Source organism: Staphylococcus equorum, assembly GCF_001747895.1.
Lineage (GTDB): Bacteria > Bacillota > Bacilli > Staphylococcales > Staphylococcaceae > Staphylococcus > Staphylococcus equorum_A.
This window is the reverse complement of the sequence record NZ_LNNB01000029.1, coordinates 198,998-213,858: the sequence shown is the minus strand read 5'-3', so window position 1 is coordinate 213,858 and position 14,861 is coordinate 198,998. Positions and strand designations below refer to the sequence as shown.

The window sequence follows — 14,861 nt, the reverse complement described above, 5'->3', positions numbered from 1 at the left end:
CGGAAAGCGTGCACAAAAAAGTGCCAACAAAGTCGGAGACTTTGTCGACACTCTGTAAGGAGTCACTAACAAGTTGTTAGTGACTCCTCTTTTAATTCCATTTTTTATCGTAAGCAATCATAGATGCTACTAATGGGCATTATTTAAGCTAAGTTAAAGTTATCTAATACTTTCCATTTTTCATCTTTCTCATCGTAATAAACTAAAGAAAGTTGTTCAATTGTTTCTTTATAATCAATACCCGCTAATTTCAATTGTCCATAAATATCTTCGAACTCTTGGCTTGTTAGTCCTTGCGCAATTGTAAAATGTGGTACAAATGAGTGATCTGGCACGCCATGGAAATCACCATTGTTAAATTTGTAGAATAATTTTTCTAAAGTTTCAGTTTTTTCAACTTTAAAATAAATGACATTGGTAATCGGCGCGAAGTTCGATGCTTTTGTTGCATGAACATCCACGGCTGGTATACCCTCAAGTCTAGATTTAATTGTCTCTTTGACAGATTCTAAATCGCTATCGTTTATTTTAAATTGCCCCTTAATCGTGATATGCGGCATAATTGACGCATAATGAGCATCATAACGCTTACGATATGCATTCACTTCATCTTGAAACGCTTTTGACGGAATTAATGCTAATCCTAAAATCATTTAAATTCCTCCTTTGTTTAACATAATTACATTATATCAAATTTCTGAAAAATTCGTTACTTTAAACTAAATTTTATTCAGATTATTAAAATGAAATATTATCTGACAAAAAATACTTTAGCAAATCATCGAGTAAATGCTTCCATGATTTCCATCTATGGCCGCCTTCAAACTCTATGTAATGATGCGTGAAGTTATTTGCTTCAATAATCGATTTCAGTTCACGGTTAGGCGTTAGAAAATCTGCACGCTTACCGTTTGTTGGTAACTCAAAGTCTGCTTCTTCTAAACCAACCGCATGCCATATTGTTAACTGTTCTTGAAATTGACATCGTTCAATTAAAGTTTGAATCACTTCATCATGTTGTGGACTTAATAAACCAACTTGACTAAAAATTCTTGGATAAGATAAAGCTGTCATTAAAGCTACGCTTCCAGCTAAACTATCTCCAAGTACTATACGCGCATTACCTACTTTATATGTAGGAAACGTTCGATCAATAAAAGGTAAAATTTCGTTCGCTACTGCTTTAACTGTTAAATGCGTACGCGCACCTTGTGGATGAAATTCTGCACGTCGTTTATCAACGTCTTCATAATGAAAGCCAACAAAGATTGCTTTTTCAATTTCATTCGCTTCACGTAGACTTTCATAACTTCTATGAATTCTTCCAAAACTAAAAAAATCTAAACCATCAAAACAAAATACAACTTTATACTTAAATAATTCCGAAAAATCTTTTGGTAAATAAATAGATAGTGTGACATCTCGTTCTAATAATTCGCTAGGAAAACTAATTTTATTAATTCTTCCTGGTTGAAAATCATACATAAATAATGCGCCCCCTAGTAGTCTTAATGACATTGTACCAAGAGACGCATTATTTTAAAATATTTCAACTTAATTTTTTATAAAATGAATACTGAGTTATTCCTCAAACTTTTCTTCTTTTAGTCGTTTAGGATAATCTTTATGCCAAAAGACAGCATTAGGCAATTTCTTAGGATCTGGTTTATAAATTGCTTTTTTACCTGATCCAAGGTCTTTCTTCTGTTTCTCATAATCTTTCAAGGCGTTAATTGCAGGCTTATGCAATATCCAAATTGCAATGATATTTAGCCAAGCCATCATACCTACACCTAAATCACCCATCATCCACGCTACATCAGCAGTTTTCACTGCACCATACACTGTAGCTGCAATGAGAACAATTCTAGTGATATTAATATAAACAAAAGTCATTTTTTTCGAACTTTTTCTAGTTAAATACGTAATATTGGTTTCAGCAATATAGTAATATGCCAATATTGTTGTAAAGGCAAAGAAGAATAGTGCAATCGCAATGAAGTATGACCCTATTCCTGAGAATGCAGGATCGAAATGATAACCACTTCCTTGGAATGCTTTATCAATACCAGCTTGCGCGTACATTGCTGTACCAGAATAATCTTTATCTCCATTCGACATCTCTACAAAAATACCATTATCTTTAATCAAACTGGCTTTACCGTCTGACATGTCAGCATTACCAGTGACATTATATGTACCTGAAAGTAAAATGATTAATCCTGTTGCCGTACACACAAAGAGTGTATCAATATATACTGAGAATGATTGTACTAGCCCTTGTTTAGCTGGATGAGATACTTCTGCTGCAGACGCAGCATGTGGTCCCGTCCCTTGGCCTGCTTCATTTGAATATAGACCTCTTTTAACACCAATTTCAATCATTGCCCCAACGATTCCACCAAATGCTGCTTCAAACCCAAATGCAGATTTGAATATTAAAGCAAATAGCGCTGGAACTTGTTCAATATTAATAAATATAATAACAACTGCCATTAAAATATATAAAATTGCCATAAACGGAACAACTGCAGTTGCAGCGTTTGCAATCCATTTAATACCACCGAATATAATTAAAGCAATTAATACTGCCAAAACTATTGCGACTAGCCAAGGATCAAAACTAAACGCATTTTTCATTGAACTAGAAATTGCATTGGATTGAACACCTGGTAATAATAAACCTACTGAAATTACTGTTACTACAGCAAAGATTAAACCATAAATTTTACCGAGTTTACCTTTGATACCATATTCGATATAGAATGCTGGTCCACCTCGATACTGCCCCTTTTCTTCCCTTTTATAAATCTGACCGAGTGTAGATTCAATAAATGCACTACCAGCTCCTAAAAATGCTGATGCCCACATCCAAAATATCGCACCAGGACCACCAATGAATATGGCAGTCGACACACCTACAATATTACCAGTACCTACACGACCTGCTAATGATAGTGCAATCGCTTGGAAACTGGATATACCTGTAGGTGATTTCTCCCCTTGAAACATTAGACGTATCATTTCTTTAAAATGTCTAACTTGGAAAAAGCGCATCATAAATGAAAATAATACCCCTGTAAGTAACAAACCATAGACTAAAGGCTTGCTCCATACAATATCATACAACCACGTAAGTAAACTCTCTAACATAACGTATCCCCCTTGTTGTACCATTATGTATAATGATATTTTTTATCATTATACACATATAAAAGGTTCCGCGCAACGCATTTCATAAGTTATCTTTTTCACAATTTATATATTTTTAATTGTGAATTAATAATAAAAATTTTTAATGACTTAAATTCTCCAATGAAATAATTTTACACTATTTAATGCATTATGTGACTTTAGTTAATATTCTATAAAGTTATTTGAATCGATTTCATTATTCATCGAATTGACATCAATTTTTATCTTTTGTTCTGTAGCTATTTGAGATATACTGAATAGTACTTCAAATACGATTTTTTAGGAGGAAAAGTCCTATGCTTAATAAGGTTTGGTTTAGAACAGGTGTTGCCTTACTTATCCTGTTTTTACTAATCAAATTAGTAATGGAAGTCCATAGTGTCTTCACACCATTTATTGTTATTATTCAATCAGTGTTGTTACCACTGTTACTTAGTGGCTTCTTATTCTATATCTGTTTACCTTTTCAAAAAATACTTGAAAAAAACAAAGTCCCACGTTGGGGTAGTATAACAATTATCTTGATTGCGTTAGTTATTATTATAAGCAGCTTTGTAGGTTATATTGCACCGCTGATAATAGAACAAATTTCAAGATTAATTAAACAAATCCCAGCGCTACAAAATGAAGTTCAACACATTGTTAATTTTGCTTTAGATCAAATGGAAAGATTACCAGCAGATGTAACAGACAGAATTAATAATATGATTAAATCAATGAGCGATGGCGCTACTAGCTTATTATCTAATTCATTAGGATTCGTGACATCATTTATTTCTACTATGTTTCTACTCATCATGGTGCCATTCTTCCTAATTTATATGCTAAAAGACCACGAAAGATTTATTCCTTTTATTGCAAGATTATTTAAAGGGGATAGAAAAGTGTTCGTAGTTGAATTATTAAAAGACTTAAACGAAACAGTTAAATCTTATATTCAAGGTCAAGTAACTGTAAGTATTATTTTAGGTGTCATTTTATATATTGGTTATTCTATTCTAGGACTTAACTATACTTTATTACTTGTTATGTTTGCCTGTCTGGCCAATATGATTCCATTCTTAGGCCCTTGGATGGCATTTGTACCTGCTGGAATCATTGGCATTATACAAAGTCCAACGGTATTTATTTGGGTCTGTATCATTACACTGATTGCACAACAGCTAGAAGGAAATGTCATTACGCCAAACGTTATGGGTAAATCTTTAAGCATACATCCATTAACAGTCATTGTTGTGATTTTAGCAGCAGGTAACCTTGGTGGTTTTGTACTCATTCTTGTTGCTGTGCCATTATATGCTGTTATTAAATCTATTGTCCGTAATGTATTCCGGTATAGACAACAGCTTATTGAAGCAGCTAATAGTGACGTCAAAGATTAGCTCGTTTATAAAAATTGTTATTTAACTAAAAAAGCTGAAAGATCCTTTACATTAGTAAGGATTTTTCAGCTTTTTAGTTTGTCATCATAGTGCCACTTTTTATAGTTTTAAAAAACACCTCTAACATGCAATGTTAATTACTACACATTGCGCATTAGAGGTGTTTTGATTATTATTTAACGATATGATAACCACTGTCAACATGAATGTTTTCACCAGTTACTCCACTAGAGAAATCACTTAATAAGTATGCTGCAGTTTTACCTACTTCTTCTTGATCAACATTACGTTTTAATGGGGCACGTTCTTTTATCTCATTTAAAATCGTATTGAATCCGCCTACGCCTTTTGCACTTAAAGTACGTATTGGACCTGCTGAGATTGCATTTACACGAATATTGTCTTCACCTAAATCTAATGCTAAATAACGGACATTTGCTTCTAAACTTGCTTTAGCAACACCCATAACATTATAATTTTGAACAGCAAATTCGCCACCTAAGTATGTTGTAGCTACGATACTACCACCTTCAGGCATCAATTTTTTAGCTTCACGTGACACGATTGTTAATGAGTATGAACTTATGTCTTGCGCTAATAAAAATCCATCGCGAGAAGTATCTATGAAACGACCACGTAAATCTTCCATATTTGCAAAAGCGATTGAGTGATAAACACCATTAATGTTTCCAACTTCTTCGCCAATTTTAGCAAAACCGTCGACAACATCTTCATCTTTTTGAACATCAATTTGATACATATGATGTGTTTCTTGATTCAATTGTTCTACTAATTTTTCTAACTCTTTTTTACTTCGATCTTTACGATATGTAAATACTAATTTTGCACCTAATTCATCTAATACTTTAGCTACACCAAATCCGATACTACGTTTATTAGCAATACCCATAATGACAAACGTCTTATTTTCTAAATTAAACATGAGAATAACTCCTTTATTAAAGTTTTCATTTTAAACCGGTTCGAGAAATCATCAGAAAGCTTTGACTCATTGACTCGATTCCAATTCCAATATCCCTTATTTTAACATTGGTTTGATTGTTTAAACAGTTTTTTTACTATATATAACCTATTTAATTAATATCTACGCTTTCTATCAAATGAAAGTTATTTTAAACCTAATTATAAAAGTAAGGCGTCAGAGGTACATAAAAATTACTTTTTTAACTTAACGCTATACTCGTTACTAATAATAAAATTCTAATTCACGTTTCAATTCATCTACATATTCTTTAGAGCCTGTTACAATCACTCTATCTCTATAGCGTAATTGCGTATCACCATGAGGCACGATAGACTCATTATTTCTAATGATACGTACAAAGATAATATCGCCATCGAATGGGAAATTACGTAATTGAATTTGGTCATATTGATGGTTTAACATTGCGATTTCATATAATGAAGTTTCAACATTACTTAAAAGATTAAGCATGTTTGGTGTTTCAATTAAACCTTTCAGTAATATCTTGTTACTCAAATAACTACTGAATACTTCTATGCCTTCTTTTTGTAGTTCAACATCACTAGAGCTTGATTCTAACCTACAAATTACACGTTTAACGCCATGTGCTTTAGCCATCAAAGCAACTTTTCGGTTAATGTCATCGTCATTAGTTGAACAGACTACAATGTTTCTTTCAAATAAGCCTAAACGTTCCAACAACTCTTCTTCATAATCAGCAATTTCAATCATAGAAATGGCGTCAGATAACTTGCGTTTATCACTTAAATCATTTCTATAATAAAGTGAAACTTGATAAAGCTGTGAAGTTAAATTTTGAGCAATAGGTATTGTTAATTGGTTTTTACCGATTAAGCTAACTTCAATTTGTCTTGTTGCTTCATCTGGCATTGGGAACATCTTTTTAAAGACAATAGGTACAAATACACATGTAATAACTGAACTTAGTATTAAAATACCTGATATTTCACTAGAAATAGTACCTAATTGTTCAGCGATTTTCGCCGATGCGATTACTAAAGATAGTGTTGAAGTTAGTAGAAAGGCCGAAGAAATCGTTGTTTTCATATCAAACCATCTACGTATGTAAAACACAGGAACTAATTTCGAAATTAAAAATGCTAATATTAAAAAGGGTATAATTAATAATAACGATGGTTCTTTAATTAACTCTGGAATGTTTAAATCTACCCCTACCATTATAAAGAATATAGGAATAAAGAAACCATAACCAAATGAATCTAACTTCTCTACCATATCTTCATCTGGACCTAATAATGATACAACGACACCTGCTAAGAATGCCCCAAGTATATTTTCAGCACCTACGCCTTCTGCTAATGCTACTAACAAAATGATCAATGCAAAGACTGCACGTATTCCAATTTGTGTCGTACCATCCATCAACATTTGCAGGAATTGCGCTTTCTTGAAGATACCTCCTAAGAAATAAAAGATAAGTGTAAATACCACTAAACTACCAATTAACCAAAGTGATGTGCTGCCAGAAGCATGCATCGCACCATAACCTGTAAGTAGTATCATTGTCACTAAATCTGCTAGTACAGCAACAAGTAGGATAAATTGTCCTATTGTAGTGCGCATAATATTCATTTCTTTTAAAGTTGGTACTACTACACCTAAAGAAATTGTGGAAATAATAATTACCATAAGTAAAACATCATCTATTAATCCGAACCATTTAAACATATAAGCAAATACAATTGAAATAATCATAATAGCCATAAATACAATAACTGCTAATTGTAAATGCCCAGGTTCTTGTTTTTTAGATTTTTCTTCTTGTGTAGTCGAACTTTTATCTTTTTTAAATGCTTTAAAATCTATTTCTAAACCACTTAAAAACATTAAAAAGATAAATCCTAAAGTGGATAAAATATTAAGCATCGCATCGCGCTCTACTAAATTTAAAAATGAGTGACCAATAACGATACCCATTAATATTTCAGCAACTACAACAGGTAAAAAACTAACACGTAGTCTATTGACTAAAATTGGTGTTAAAAATGCCGCTAATACAACGACAACAAGCGATAGAAATTCCATATAACCCTCCTACGTTAAATAAGACATAAATGACGTTGCTAAACCAAAATAAATTAACATACTTACGATATCATTAATTGTTGTAATAAAAGGGCCACTCGCCACTGCGGGGTCGATTTTCAATTTATCCATAACTAACGGAATCATTGAGCCTACTAATGTACCGACTGTCATTGCTATCGTCAAACTAGCGCCTACAATCACTGCTAATATGGGTTGACCATAAAGTATCAGTATAATTAAAAATAGCAATATTGAGCAAATTAAACCACTTAAAAAACCACTTCCAGTTTCTCTCAGTGCTACTTTGAATTTACTTTGCTCGTAAATTTCACCAGTTGAAATATTACGCACAGAAACGGCAAGCGATTGTGTACCAGAATTACCTGACATCCCACTTATAATTGGAATAAAGGCAGCTAATAATGCCACTTGCGATAAAGTATCTTCGAATGAGCCTAAAATTGTGGCAGTAATCATACCTAGAAATGTTAATATGATTAACCAAGGCAAGCGTTTTCTAGCTGTTTTTATAATGGAATCATTCGTCGCATCAACATCTGACACACCGGCTAAGCGTGAGTAGTCCTCGCTAGCTTCTTCATCCATAACATCTAAAATATCATCGATAGTTATAATACCAAGTAAATGATCTTGATAATCTACTACAGGCATCGCAATAAAATCATAATCTCGCATTTTTTGAGCAACATCTTCTTGATCATCTGCCGCATTTGCACTGATTACACGTTCACTCATAATATCTTCAATATATGCATCATTTTCAGCCACAATTAAATCTCTTAACGAAAGTACGCCTGCGAGTTGTTTATTATCATTCACTGTGAAAATAACATAAATTGTTTCGGCATCTGGTGCTTGTTCTTTTACATGCATCATTGCTTCTTTAACTGGCATTGTCGCTTTTAAAGAAATATACTCTGTCGTCATGATACCACCAGCAGTATCTTCTTCGTAGTGTAGTAATGCTTTGATTTCTTTAGCATCTTCACGTTTCATTAATGTGAGTAAGCTAACAATTTTTTGCTTAGATAACTGATTCATTATATCTACAGCATTATCATAAGACATGTCTTCTAGCACTTTACTCGCATATTCGGCATCCATAGTGTCAAAAAGTGATTCATATTCATCTTCGTCAATTTCTAATTGCTCAAAGAAATCAGCTACTTCTTCTGGTGATAATACTTCAAATATTCTTTGTCGAATTTCTTCATTGCTGTCTTCAAAGTATTCACTTTGTTCATATGTATGCATCGCTAAAAATTCATTTCTAAATTCATCGATATGGTTTTCAAGCAACAAATTATCTAACAACGCTTGATCATATACTTGTTCGTCCTCTAAAGTGATTGAATCCTTTTCATTAGCCAATGGCCCCACCTCCATGAATGTTAAAAATCATATCATATTAAATATAGATTCTATTGCGCTATACTCATCATTAATCTCAATCTTTTTATACGTGATTGGATGAATAAAAGTTACGCGTACACAGCGTAATAATTGATGTGTATATATTGGATGCTTTTCTCCATATAAATCATCGCCCACGATTGGATGTCCTATATGTTGAAAATGCACACGTATTTGATGTGTCCTACCAGTTAATAAATGTACTTCACTCAAACTATAATCTTCAGAACGTTGTAGGCATTTAAAACGTGTTCTCGCTTCTTTACCCTTCACGTTAACTTGCCGTTGAATAATACTAGCTGGATCTCTTGCAATAGGTGCATCAATCAAGCCTTCATCTTTCAAACTCCCATGGCATATACATAAATATCGTTTATCAACCTGTGTCTGAGACATTAAATGATGGATAAATCCATGTTTGGTAAAAATAACGATGCCAGATGTATTCCGATCTATCCGAGTTACGATATGAGGGTTAATTGAGAGGGATGATTGTTTAAAATATCCTAATACTTGCTCGACTAAACTCAAATGTTTATGATCTCTCGACGGTGCACAATTTTGAAGTGCAGGTTTCGATACAACAAGTAAATATTCGTCTTCGTATAAGATATTCAATCTATCCGTAAAAGGCAGCAAATTCGAACTTGGCGTTTCATGCCCTAAATGAACTTGAAGCACATCGCCAATTTCTAACTGTTTTCTAACTGTAACTGGCTGTCCGTTAACAACTAAAGCGCCATTATGTTTAATGGCGCTTATAGTCCGCTTAGAATAATGGTTTTTTTGTAAAAATGTTCTTACCATTTCTGGACATTCAATATCATATGTGAATTTCATTACTCATCTTCCCCACTAGAGATAAAGGAATCATGTACTCTTTTCCAGAAAGGAAATGGTCTAAATCTAGCAAACCTTACTTTTTCATTAGCTACTCTAAATTGTATAGCATTAACGTTTTTATGTTTAATACTTACATGATCAATAGTAGTTAATATCGTGTCATGGTTAACAGGTGTTATCAAACAGGTATGGTGTTTAGGCAATACTAAAGGCGAGCCTACTGTTCTAAACACTCTATTATTAATTGATGCAATTTCTGCAATTTGCATTGCTTCTAGAGATGGATGAATTAACGCGCCACCTAAGGCTTTGTTATACGCCGTTGAACCTGATGGTGTAGATACACATAAACCATCACCTCTAAATCGTTCAAATTGATTACCTCGTATGTTCACATCGACCACTAAAGTAGAACCATTTTCTGTTTTCATAGTTGCTTCGTTTAAAGCTAAATATCTTGTTTCGTAACCATTATCGTTATAACGCACAATAATTTCTAACAAAGGATATTCTATGACTTGGAATTCTGAATTATTAATTTCAATAATTAACTTTTCTACTTCATGTGGTAACCAGTCCGCATAAAATCCTAAATGACCAGTATGTACCCCTACAAACGCACAACGAGATAGCATGTGGCTATATTGATGGAAAGCTTGTAACAATGTCCCGTCACCGCCCACTGATATAACTATCTCTGGATTATCTGGGTCTTCAACCATTTGAAAATCCTTCATATGGTTAATCATTTTATGTTTCAGTGCATTCGATTTCGAATCACCTTTAGATAGTATCGTATAACGCATGATCACACCCCCTAATCATTATTATGTTTCTTAGAGCGTTTTTTAGAATAATATTTTTGTGCTTCTTGAATTTCTTCTTTGATTTCTGACATTTCTTCATCAAGTAAAAACGCTGCTTCTGCTGCCCGTTCAAGGCGATGTTGAATCTCAGGTGGGTAATCTCCATCATATTTATAACGTAATGTATGTTCAACAGTGGCCCAAAAGTTCATGGCTAGCGTTCTGATTTGAATTTCTGCTAATATTTTCTTTTCTCCTTTTAGTGTTTCAATAGGATATTCAATAATAACATGGAATGAACGGTAACCACTTTGTTTGGTATTACTAATGTAATCTCGTTCTTCCACAACTTTAAAATCTTCACGTTGTCTTAATAAATTAACTACAACTTCAATGTCATCAACAAATTGACACATTAAGCGTAACCCTGCGATATCATACATTTCTTCATGTAATCGATCAAAAGAAATTTGACGCTTATTTGCTTTATCAATAATGCTAGTCATTGGTTTGACACGACCAGTTACGAATTCAATTGGCGAAGCATTGTCTTCTACTTCATATTGTTTTCTAAGGCCTTTTAATTTAATTTTCAATTCGTCCACTGCTTGTTTATATGGAGATAAAAATTGATCCCATTGATTCATAATGCCTCACTCCGCTTCACTCTAATTCGAAAGTATCTTCTACAACGGAAACAAACGCTTTACCATAATTTAAATTACCTTGTATGTTATCCAATATGTAATTAAATTCCCTTTCGAACTGCTGTAATTCTAATTTATCATTTATTATTATTTTCTTACCTTTGTTTTCATGTAGCATAGACCAAGTTTCTTGAACAAAAATTAAATATGAATACGATTGTCCATCATCCAAGATGTAGGCAAAACTATAATTATCACTGTCAACAAGCATTTGTCCTGCTTCTTCCAGACCTTCTGTAGACGCTTCTGTATAACAATTGATACTATCTTCTGTTACTTTAATTTCATTTACATAAATACGCATGCTTGTTCCTCCTTATTCTCCATCATTTTAACATAATTCTATCGCACATAACACGTTACAAGGCTAATGTTACGACAACAATTTAGCATAATACCTAAAGTATTTTAAATTTAAAATGCAGTTCAATTTAAATTATGTCGTAAGTGTTTTAGAATAAATCATTATATGCATTAAAGGAGTGTTTCTCGTGGCAACTAACAATGAAATTGAATTCAAACAATTATTATCTCAATCACAGTACCAATCTATATATAATAAATATTTCCCAGATATGCAACCCTTCAGTCAAACAAACTATTATATAGATACTGAGCAATTTGATTTACGCTCACATAAGTCTGCACTAAGAATACGCGTAAAAGATGAATACTATGAAATGACCTTAAAGATACCTGCCGAAGTTGGCTTAATGGAATATAATTTTGAAACAGATGTTATACCCGAATTAAATAAAAAATTAGTCGAGAATGATTTACCATTAGAAATCACCGAACAATTAACTAAAATGAATGTTGACATTAATCAGCTTGTTATTCTTGGTGCTTTGACTACTTCACGTTTAGAAAAAGAAATCCAAGGCAATTTACTCGTTTTAGATAGAAGTGACTATTTAAATTATCAAGATTATGAATTGGAATATGAAGTTGAAGATTATGATGATGGTTTAATTCAATTTGAAATGATTCTTGAAACATTCGATATTAAACACGAAACACCCGAAAATAAAGTACAAAGATTTTTCAATCGCAAATCAAATTTGAACAACAACTAATTGCGCACAAGTTTAAAAAGTCGAATTACTTCCAAATGTAAATATTCGTGTTATATTAGTTATATATTAAGAGAATATGGTGATAAAATGACACAGACACCTTACGAAATCATTGGACATGACGCATTATATAAGATGATTGACCATTTCTATTTCTTAGTGGAAAAAGATGACAGGATTAACCATTTGTTTCCTGGAGATTTTCAAGAAACAAGTAGAAAACAAAAACAATTCTTGACTCAATTTTTAGGTGGACCAAGCCTTTATTCAGAAGAACATGGTCATCCAATGTTAAAAAGACGTCATATGGAGTTTATTATAACAAATAACGAACGCGACGCATGGCTTGAAAATATGTATAGTGCTATTCAGCATGCAGATTTCCAAGCAGGTGTCGGCGATTATTTGTATGAAAGATTACGTTTAACAGCGAATCATATGGTTAATACCGAAAACTAATTGTAGGTGAAATGTACATGACTGAAGAATTAAAATTAATACATGCTAATAGTCGTGAAGATGCGAATCTTTCACCTGTGAGTAAGATAGAAATTTATTCTTTTTTCGACCCATTCAGTAAAGATTGCTTCAAATTATCAGCAATTCTCTCTAAATTACGTATAGAGTATAAGCAATATATCAGTATAAGACATATATTAAATCCATCTTTACGTGTCTTAACAAAATGCCAAGCACAGAGCACGTCGGACTTAGATAATATTGCACTCGCATATAAGGCTGCTGAACTTCAAGGCCGCTTACGTGCAGAACGTTTTATACACCTTGTACAAAATGAAATTATACCAAAAAGAGATATAATCACTGAATCAATGGTCAATAATTGTATAAGTAATGCAGGGTTAGATTATGAAGTCTTTAAAGAAGATTTGCATAGTAGCTATTTAAAAGAAAGCTTACAAGTAGACTTGCATATTGCACGAGAAATGGAGATTGAAGAAGCGCCTTCACTTGTATTCTTTAATGAAGACGTTCACGAAGAAGGATTGAAAGTTGAAGGTCTCTATCCTTATCACATCTATACGTATATCATAAATGAACTAATTGGAACACCAATTGAAAAAAAATTACCGCCTACACTCGAAGGTTATATACAACAACAGCAATTAGTTACTAAAGAAGAGTTACTTACCATTTATGAATGGCCTGAAAAATTAATGAATAAAGAACTTAAAAAATTAGCACTGCAACAAAAGATAGAAAAACTTAAATCTCCAGATGGAAAATTTTGGAGATCTAAAATTTGAATGTGCAATAAACAGATAATCACACTTTTTTAACAAATAAAAAGATAGCCTTTTGGGCTATCTCAGAATGCCAACAAAGTCGCAGGCTTTGTTGGCATTTTTTGTGCATGCTTTTCGCTAGCACAGCTTCAGTCTATAGTCTTCTTCTAGTGCTTTTCCCCAAGTATCAGTCCAAATCACTATTTATATTTCGGAGCTGAGACATAGCCTCATCTTACTATAGTTTTCATTATTATTTTATTTCGCAAATACTGCAAAACGTTGTTGGATATGTTGTGCATCTACTGCTTCATCTACCATTGCTTGAGCAAAATCTGCATAACTTACATTTGAGCCAATAACTTCGTCTGCACTCAATTTATATTCTCCTGTTTTCTCACCATCATATTGGAAATCTGGTGCTGGACAAACAAATGTCCATTTTACATCTTTTCGTTTTTGTATTTCTTCTAGTGTTTTGATTTGTGCTTGGCTAGTCTTTTTAAATTGTTCAGGAAAATCTGGCGCGTCTATCAACTTCAGCGTATGTGCTTCATCTACATATAAACTACCTGCCCCACCAATAATTAACAAACGCTTGTTGCTGTTACTTACTAAATCGCCTAGATGTTTCATTGATTTACTATGTTCATCTAATTTATTTTCATCAGGTTGCCCAAAAGCATCGATAACTACATCAAATTCTGCAATGTCAGCCGTTGTTAAATCGAATAAATCTTTTTGAATCACTTGATCTGCTACTGTTTTATTTGAACTTCTTACAATGGCAGTCACGTCTAGCCCTCTATCATAAGCTTCTTTTGTAATGAGTTGCCCTGCTTTACCATTTGCTGCTACAACTGCTAATTTCATATATACAACCTCTTCCTTGTATTTATTTTAAGTACAAGTTAATTCTATAACTTTAATTTTTTAAAGTCAAACGAATAGTTATTCATATTTTTGAATTTAATTAAAAAAGGATATAAAAAAAACGCCGTGTCTGATTACACGGCGCTAAACAAAGGGGATGGGAGAAATTTTCTCACTTCAAACAAAGGGGTATGTTTGTTATGTGATTAATTTCATGTTTATAATATAACACGCTAAAATGCGTCT

15 protein-coding genes are annotated in these 14,861 nt (G+C 32.9%); 4 read left to right on the top strand and 11 right to left on the bottom strand.

What is annotated here, in order from left to right:
• Positions 1-143: 143 nt before the first annotated feature.
• From AST02_RS12445 to AST02_RS12435, 3 genes are all read right to left on the bottom strand, one after another.
• Positions 144-653, bottom strand: coding sequence for a YjcG family protein (locus tag AST02_RS12445; protein WP_002508084.1), 510 nt, complete (start codon positions 651-653; stop codon positions 144-146).
• An 85-nt stretch (positions 654-738) separates the two neighbouring features.
• Positions 739-1,485, bottom strand: a complete 747-nt coding sequence (locus AST02_RS12440; protein WP_069818049.1) for an esterase family protein — start codon at positions 1,483-1,485, stop codon at positions 739-741.
• 96 nt (positions 1,486-1,581) lie between these two features.
• The gene (locus AST02_RS12435; RefSeq protein WP_069818048.1) at positions 1,582-3,153 is read right to left on the bottom strand and encodes an alanine/glycine:cation symporter family protein; all 1,572 of its coding nucleotides are present in this window, start codon (positions 3,151-3,153) and stop codon (positions 1,582-1,584) included.
• A 338-nt stretch (positions 3,154-3,491) separates the two neighbouring features.
• On the opposite strand from AST02_RS12435, the gene cozEa reads away from it, so the two are divergent.
• On the top strand, positions 3,492-4,577 hold the full coding sequence (cozEa, locus tag AST02_RS12430) for a lipoteichoic acid biosynthesis protein CozEa (RefSeq protein ID WP_069818047.1): 1,086 nt from the start codon (positions 3,492-3,494) through the stop codon (positions 4,575-4,577).
• 172 nt (positions 4,578-4,749) lie between these two features.
• Here the strand turns inward: cozEa and fabI are convergent, their stop codons facing one another.
• The 7 genes from fabI to AST02_RS12395 form a co-directional block, all read right to left on the bottom strand.
• Positions 4,750-5,520: an enoyl-ACP reductase FabI gene (gene fabI / locus AST02_RS12425; RefSeq protein WP_069818046.1), complete on the bottom strand. Its 771-nt coding sequence runs from the start codon at positions 5,518-5,520 to the stop codon at positions 4,750-4,752.
• Between the two features lie 264 nt (positions 5,521-5,784).
• The gene (locus AST02_RS12420; protein WP_069818045.1) at positions 5,785-7,629 is read right to left on the bottom strand and encodes a monovalent cation:proton antiporter family protein; all 1,845 of its coding nucleotides are present in this window, start codon (positions 7,627-7,629) and stop codon (positions 5,785-5,787) included.
• A gap of 9 nt (positions 7,630-7,638) precedes the next feature.
• Entirely contained in the window at positions 7,639-9,039 is a 1,401-nt protein-coding gene (gene mgtE, locus AST02_RS12415) for a magnesium transporter (RefSeq protein ID WP_141714377.1), read from the bottom strand.
• A gap of 12 nt (positions 9,040-9,051) precedes the next feature.
• Positions 9,052-9,906, bottom strand: a complete 855-nt coding sequence (locus AST02_RS12410) for an RluA family pseudouridine synthase (RefSeq protein ID WP_069818043.1) — start codon at positions 9,904-9,906, stop codon at positions 9,052-9,054.
• Positions 9,906-10,715, bottom strand: coding sequence for an NAD kinase (locus AST02_RS12405; protein ID WP_069818042.1), 810 nt, complete (start codon positions 10,713-10,715; stop codon positions 9,906-9,908). The genes AST02_RS12410 and AST02_RS12405 overlap by 1 nt, the downstream gene beginning before the upstream one ends.
• 11 nt (positions 10,716-10,726) lie before the next feature.
• A complete protein-coding gene (locus tag AST02_RS12400) occupies positions 10,727-11,362 on the bottom strand; it encodes a GTP pyrophosphokinase (protein ID WP_002508093.1) in 636 nt (211 codons plus the stop codon).
• A 16-nt stretch (positions 11,363-11,378) separates the two neighbouring features.
• Positions 11,379-11,726 carry a hypothetical protein gene (locus AST02_RS12395; protein WP_069818041.1) on the bottom strand — a complete coding sequence of 116 codons (348 nt, stop codon included), beginning with the start codon at positions 11,724-11,726 and terminating at the stop codon, positions 11,379-11,381.
• Between the two features lie 187 nt (positions 11,727-11,913).
• On the opposite strand from AST02_RS12395, the gene AST02_RS12390 reads away from it, so the two are divergent.
• The 3 genes from AST02_RS12390 (at position 11,914) to yjbH (ending at position 13,763) form a co-directional block, all read left to right on the top strand.
• Positions 11,914-12,498, top strand: coding sequence for a CYTH domain-containing protein (locus AST02_RS12390; RefSeq protein WP_069818040.1), 585 nt, complete (start codon positions 11,914-11,916; stop codon positions 12,496-12,498).
• 87 nt (positions 12,499-12,585) lie between these two features.
• Positions 12,586-12,957: a truncated hemoglobin YjbI gene (locus AST02_RS12385; protein WP_069818039.1), complete on the top strand. Its 372-nt coding sequence runs from the start codon at positions 12,586-12,588 to the stop codon at positions 12,955-12,957.
• A gap of 17 nt (positions 12,958-12,974) precedes the next feature.
• The gene (gene yjbH / locus AST02_RS12380; protein ID WP_002508097.1) at positions 12,975-13,763 is read left to right on the top strand and encodes a protease adaptor protein YjbH; all 789 of its coding nucleotides are present in this window, start codon (positions 12,975-12,977) and stop codon (positions 13,761-13,763) included.
• Positions 13,764-14,000: 237 nt separating this feature from the next.
• On the opposite strand, the gene AST02_RS12375 is transcribed toward yjbH, so the two are convergent.
• Positions 14,001-14,615 carry an NAD(P)-dependent oxidoreductase gene (locus tag AST02_RS12375; protein WP_069818038.1) on the bottom strand — a complete coding sequence of 205 codons (615 nt, stop codon included), beginning with the start codon at positions 14,613-14,615 and terminating at the stop codon, positions 14,001-14,003.
• Positions 14,616-14,861 lie beyond the last annotated feature (246 nt).

Excerpts from the sequence above, each read along its gene's own strand:
- AST02_RS12435 (WP_069818048.1), bottom strand. The coding sequence starts at position 3,153 with ATGTTAGAGAGTTTACTTACGTGGTTGTATGATATTGTATGGAGCAAG.
- AST02_RS12420 (WP_069818045.1), bottom strand. The coding sequence starts at position 7,629 with ATGGAATTTCTATCGCTTGTTGTCGTTGTATTAGCGGCATTTTTAACA.
- yjbH (WP_002508097.1), top strand. The coding sequence starts at position 12,975 with ATGACTGAAGAATTAAAATTAATACATGCTAATAGTCGTGAAGATGCG.
- AST02_RS12400 (WP_002508093.1), bottom strand. The coding sequence starts at position 11,362 with ATGAATCAATGGGATCAATTTTTATCTCCATATAAACAAGCAGTGGAC.
- fabI (WP_069818046.1), bottom strand. The coding sequence starts at position 5,520 with ATGTTTAATTTAGAAAATAAGACGTTTGTCATTATGGGTATTGCTAAT.
- AST02_RS12385 (WP_069818039.1), top strand. The coding sequence starts at position 12,586 with ATGACACAGACACCTTACGAAATCATTGGACATGACGCATTATATAAG.
- mgtE (WP_141714377.1), bottom strand. The coding sequence starts at position 9,039 with ATGGAGGTGGGGCCATTGGCTAATGAAAAGGATTCAATCACTTTAGAG.
- AST02_RS12445 (WP_002508084.1), bottom strand. The coding sequence starts at position 653 with ATGATTTTAGGATTAGCATTAATTCCGTCAAAAGCGTTTCAAGATGAA.
- AST02_RS12410 (WP_069818043.1), bottom strand. The coding sequence starts at position 9,906 with ATGAAATTCACATATGATATTGAATGTCCAGAAATGGTAAGAACATTT.
- cozEa (WP_069818047.1), top strand. The coding sequence starts at position 3,492 with ATGCTTAATAAGGTTTGGTTTAGAACAGGTGTTGCCTTACTTATCCTG.
- AST02_RS12395 (WP_069818041.1), bottom strand. The coding sequence starts at position 11,726 with ATGCGTATTTATGTAAATGAAATTAAAGTAACAGAAGATAGTATCAAT.
- AST02_RS12405 (WP_069818042.1), bottom strand. The coding sequence starts at position 10,715 with ATGCGTTATACGATACTATCTAAAGGTGATTCGAAATCGAATGCACTG.
- AST02_RS12440 (WP_069818049.1), bottom strand. The coding sequence starts at position 1,485 with ATGTATGATTTTCAACCAGGAAGAATTAATAAAATTAGTTTTCCTAGC.
- AST02_RS12375 (WP_069818038.1), bottom strand. The coding sequence starts at position 14,615 with ATGAAATTAGCAGTTGTAGCAGCAAATGGTAAAGCAGGGCAACTCATT.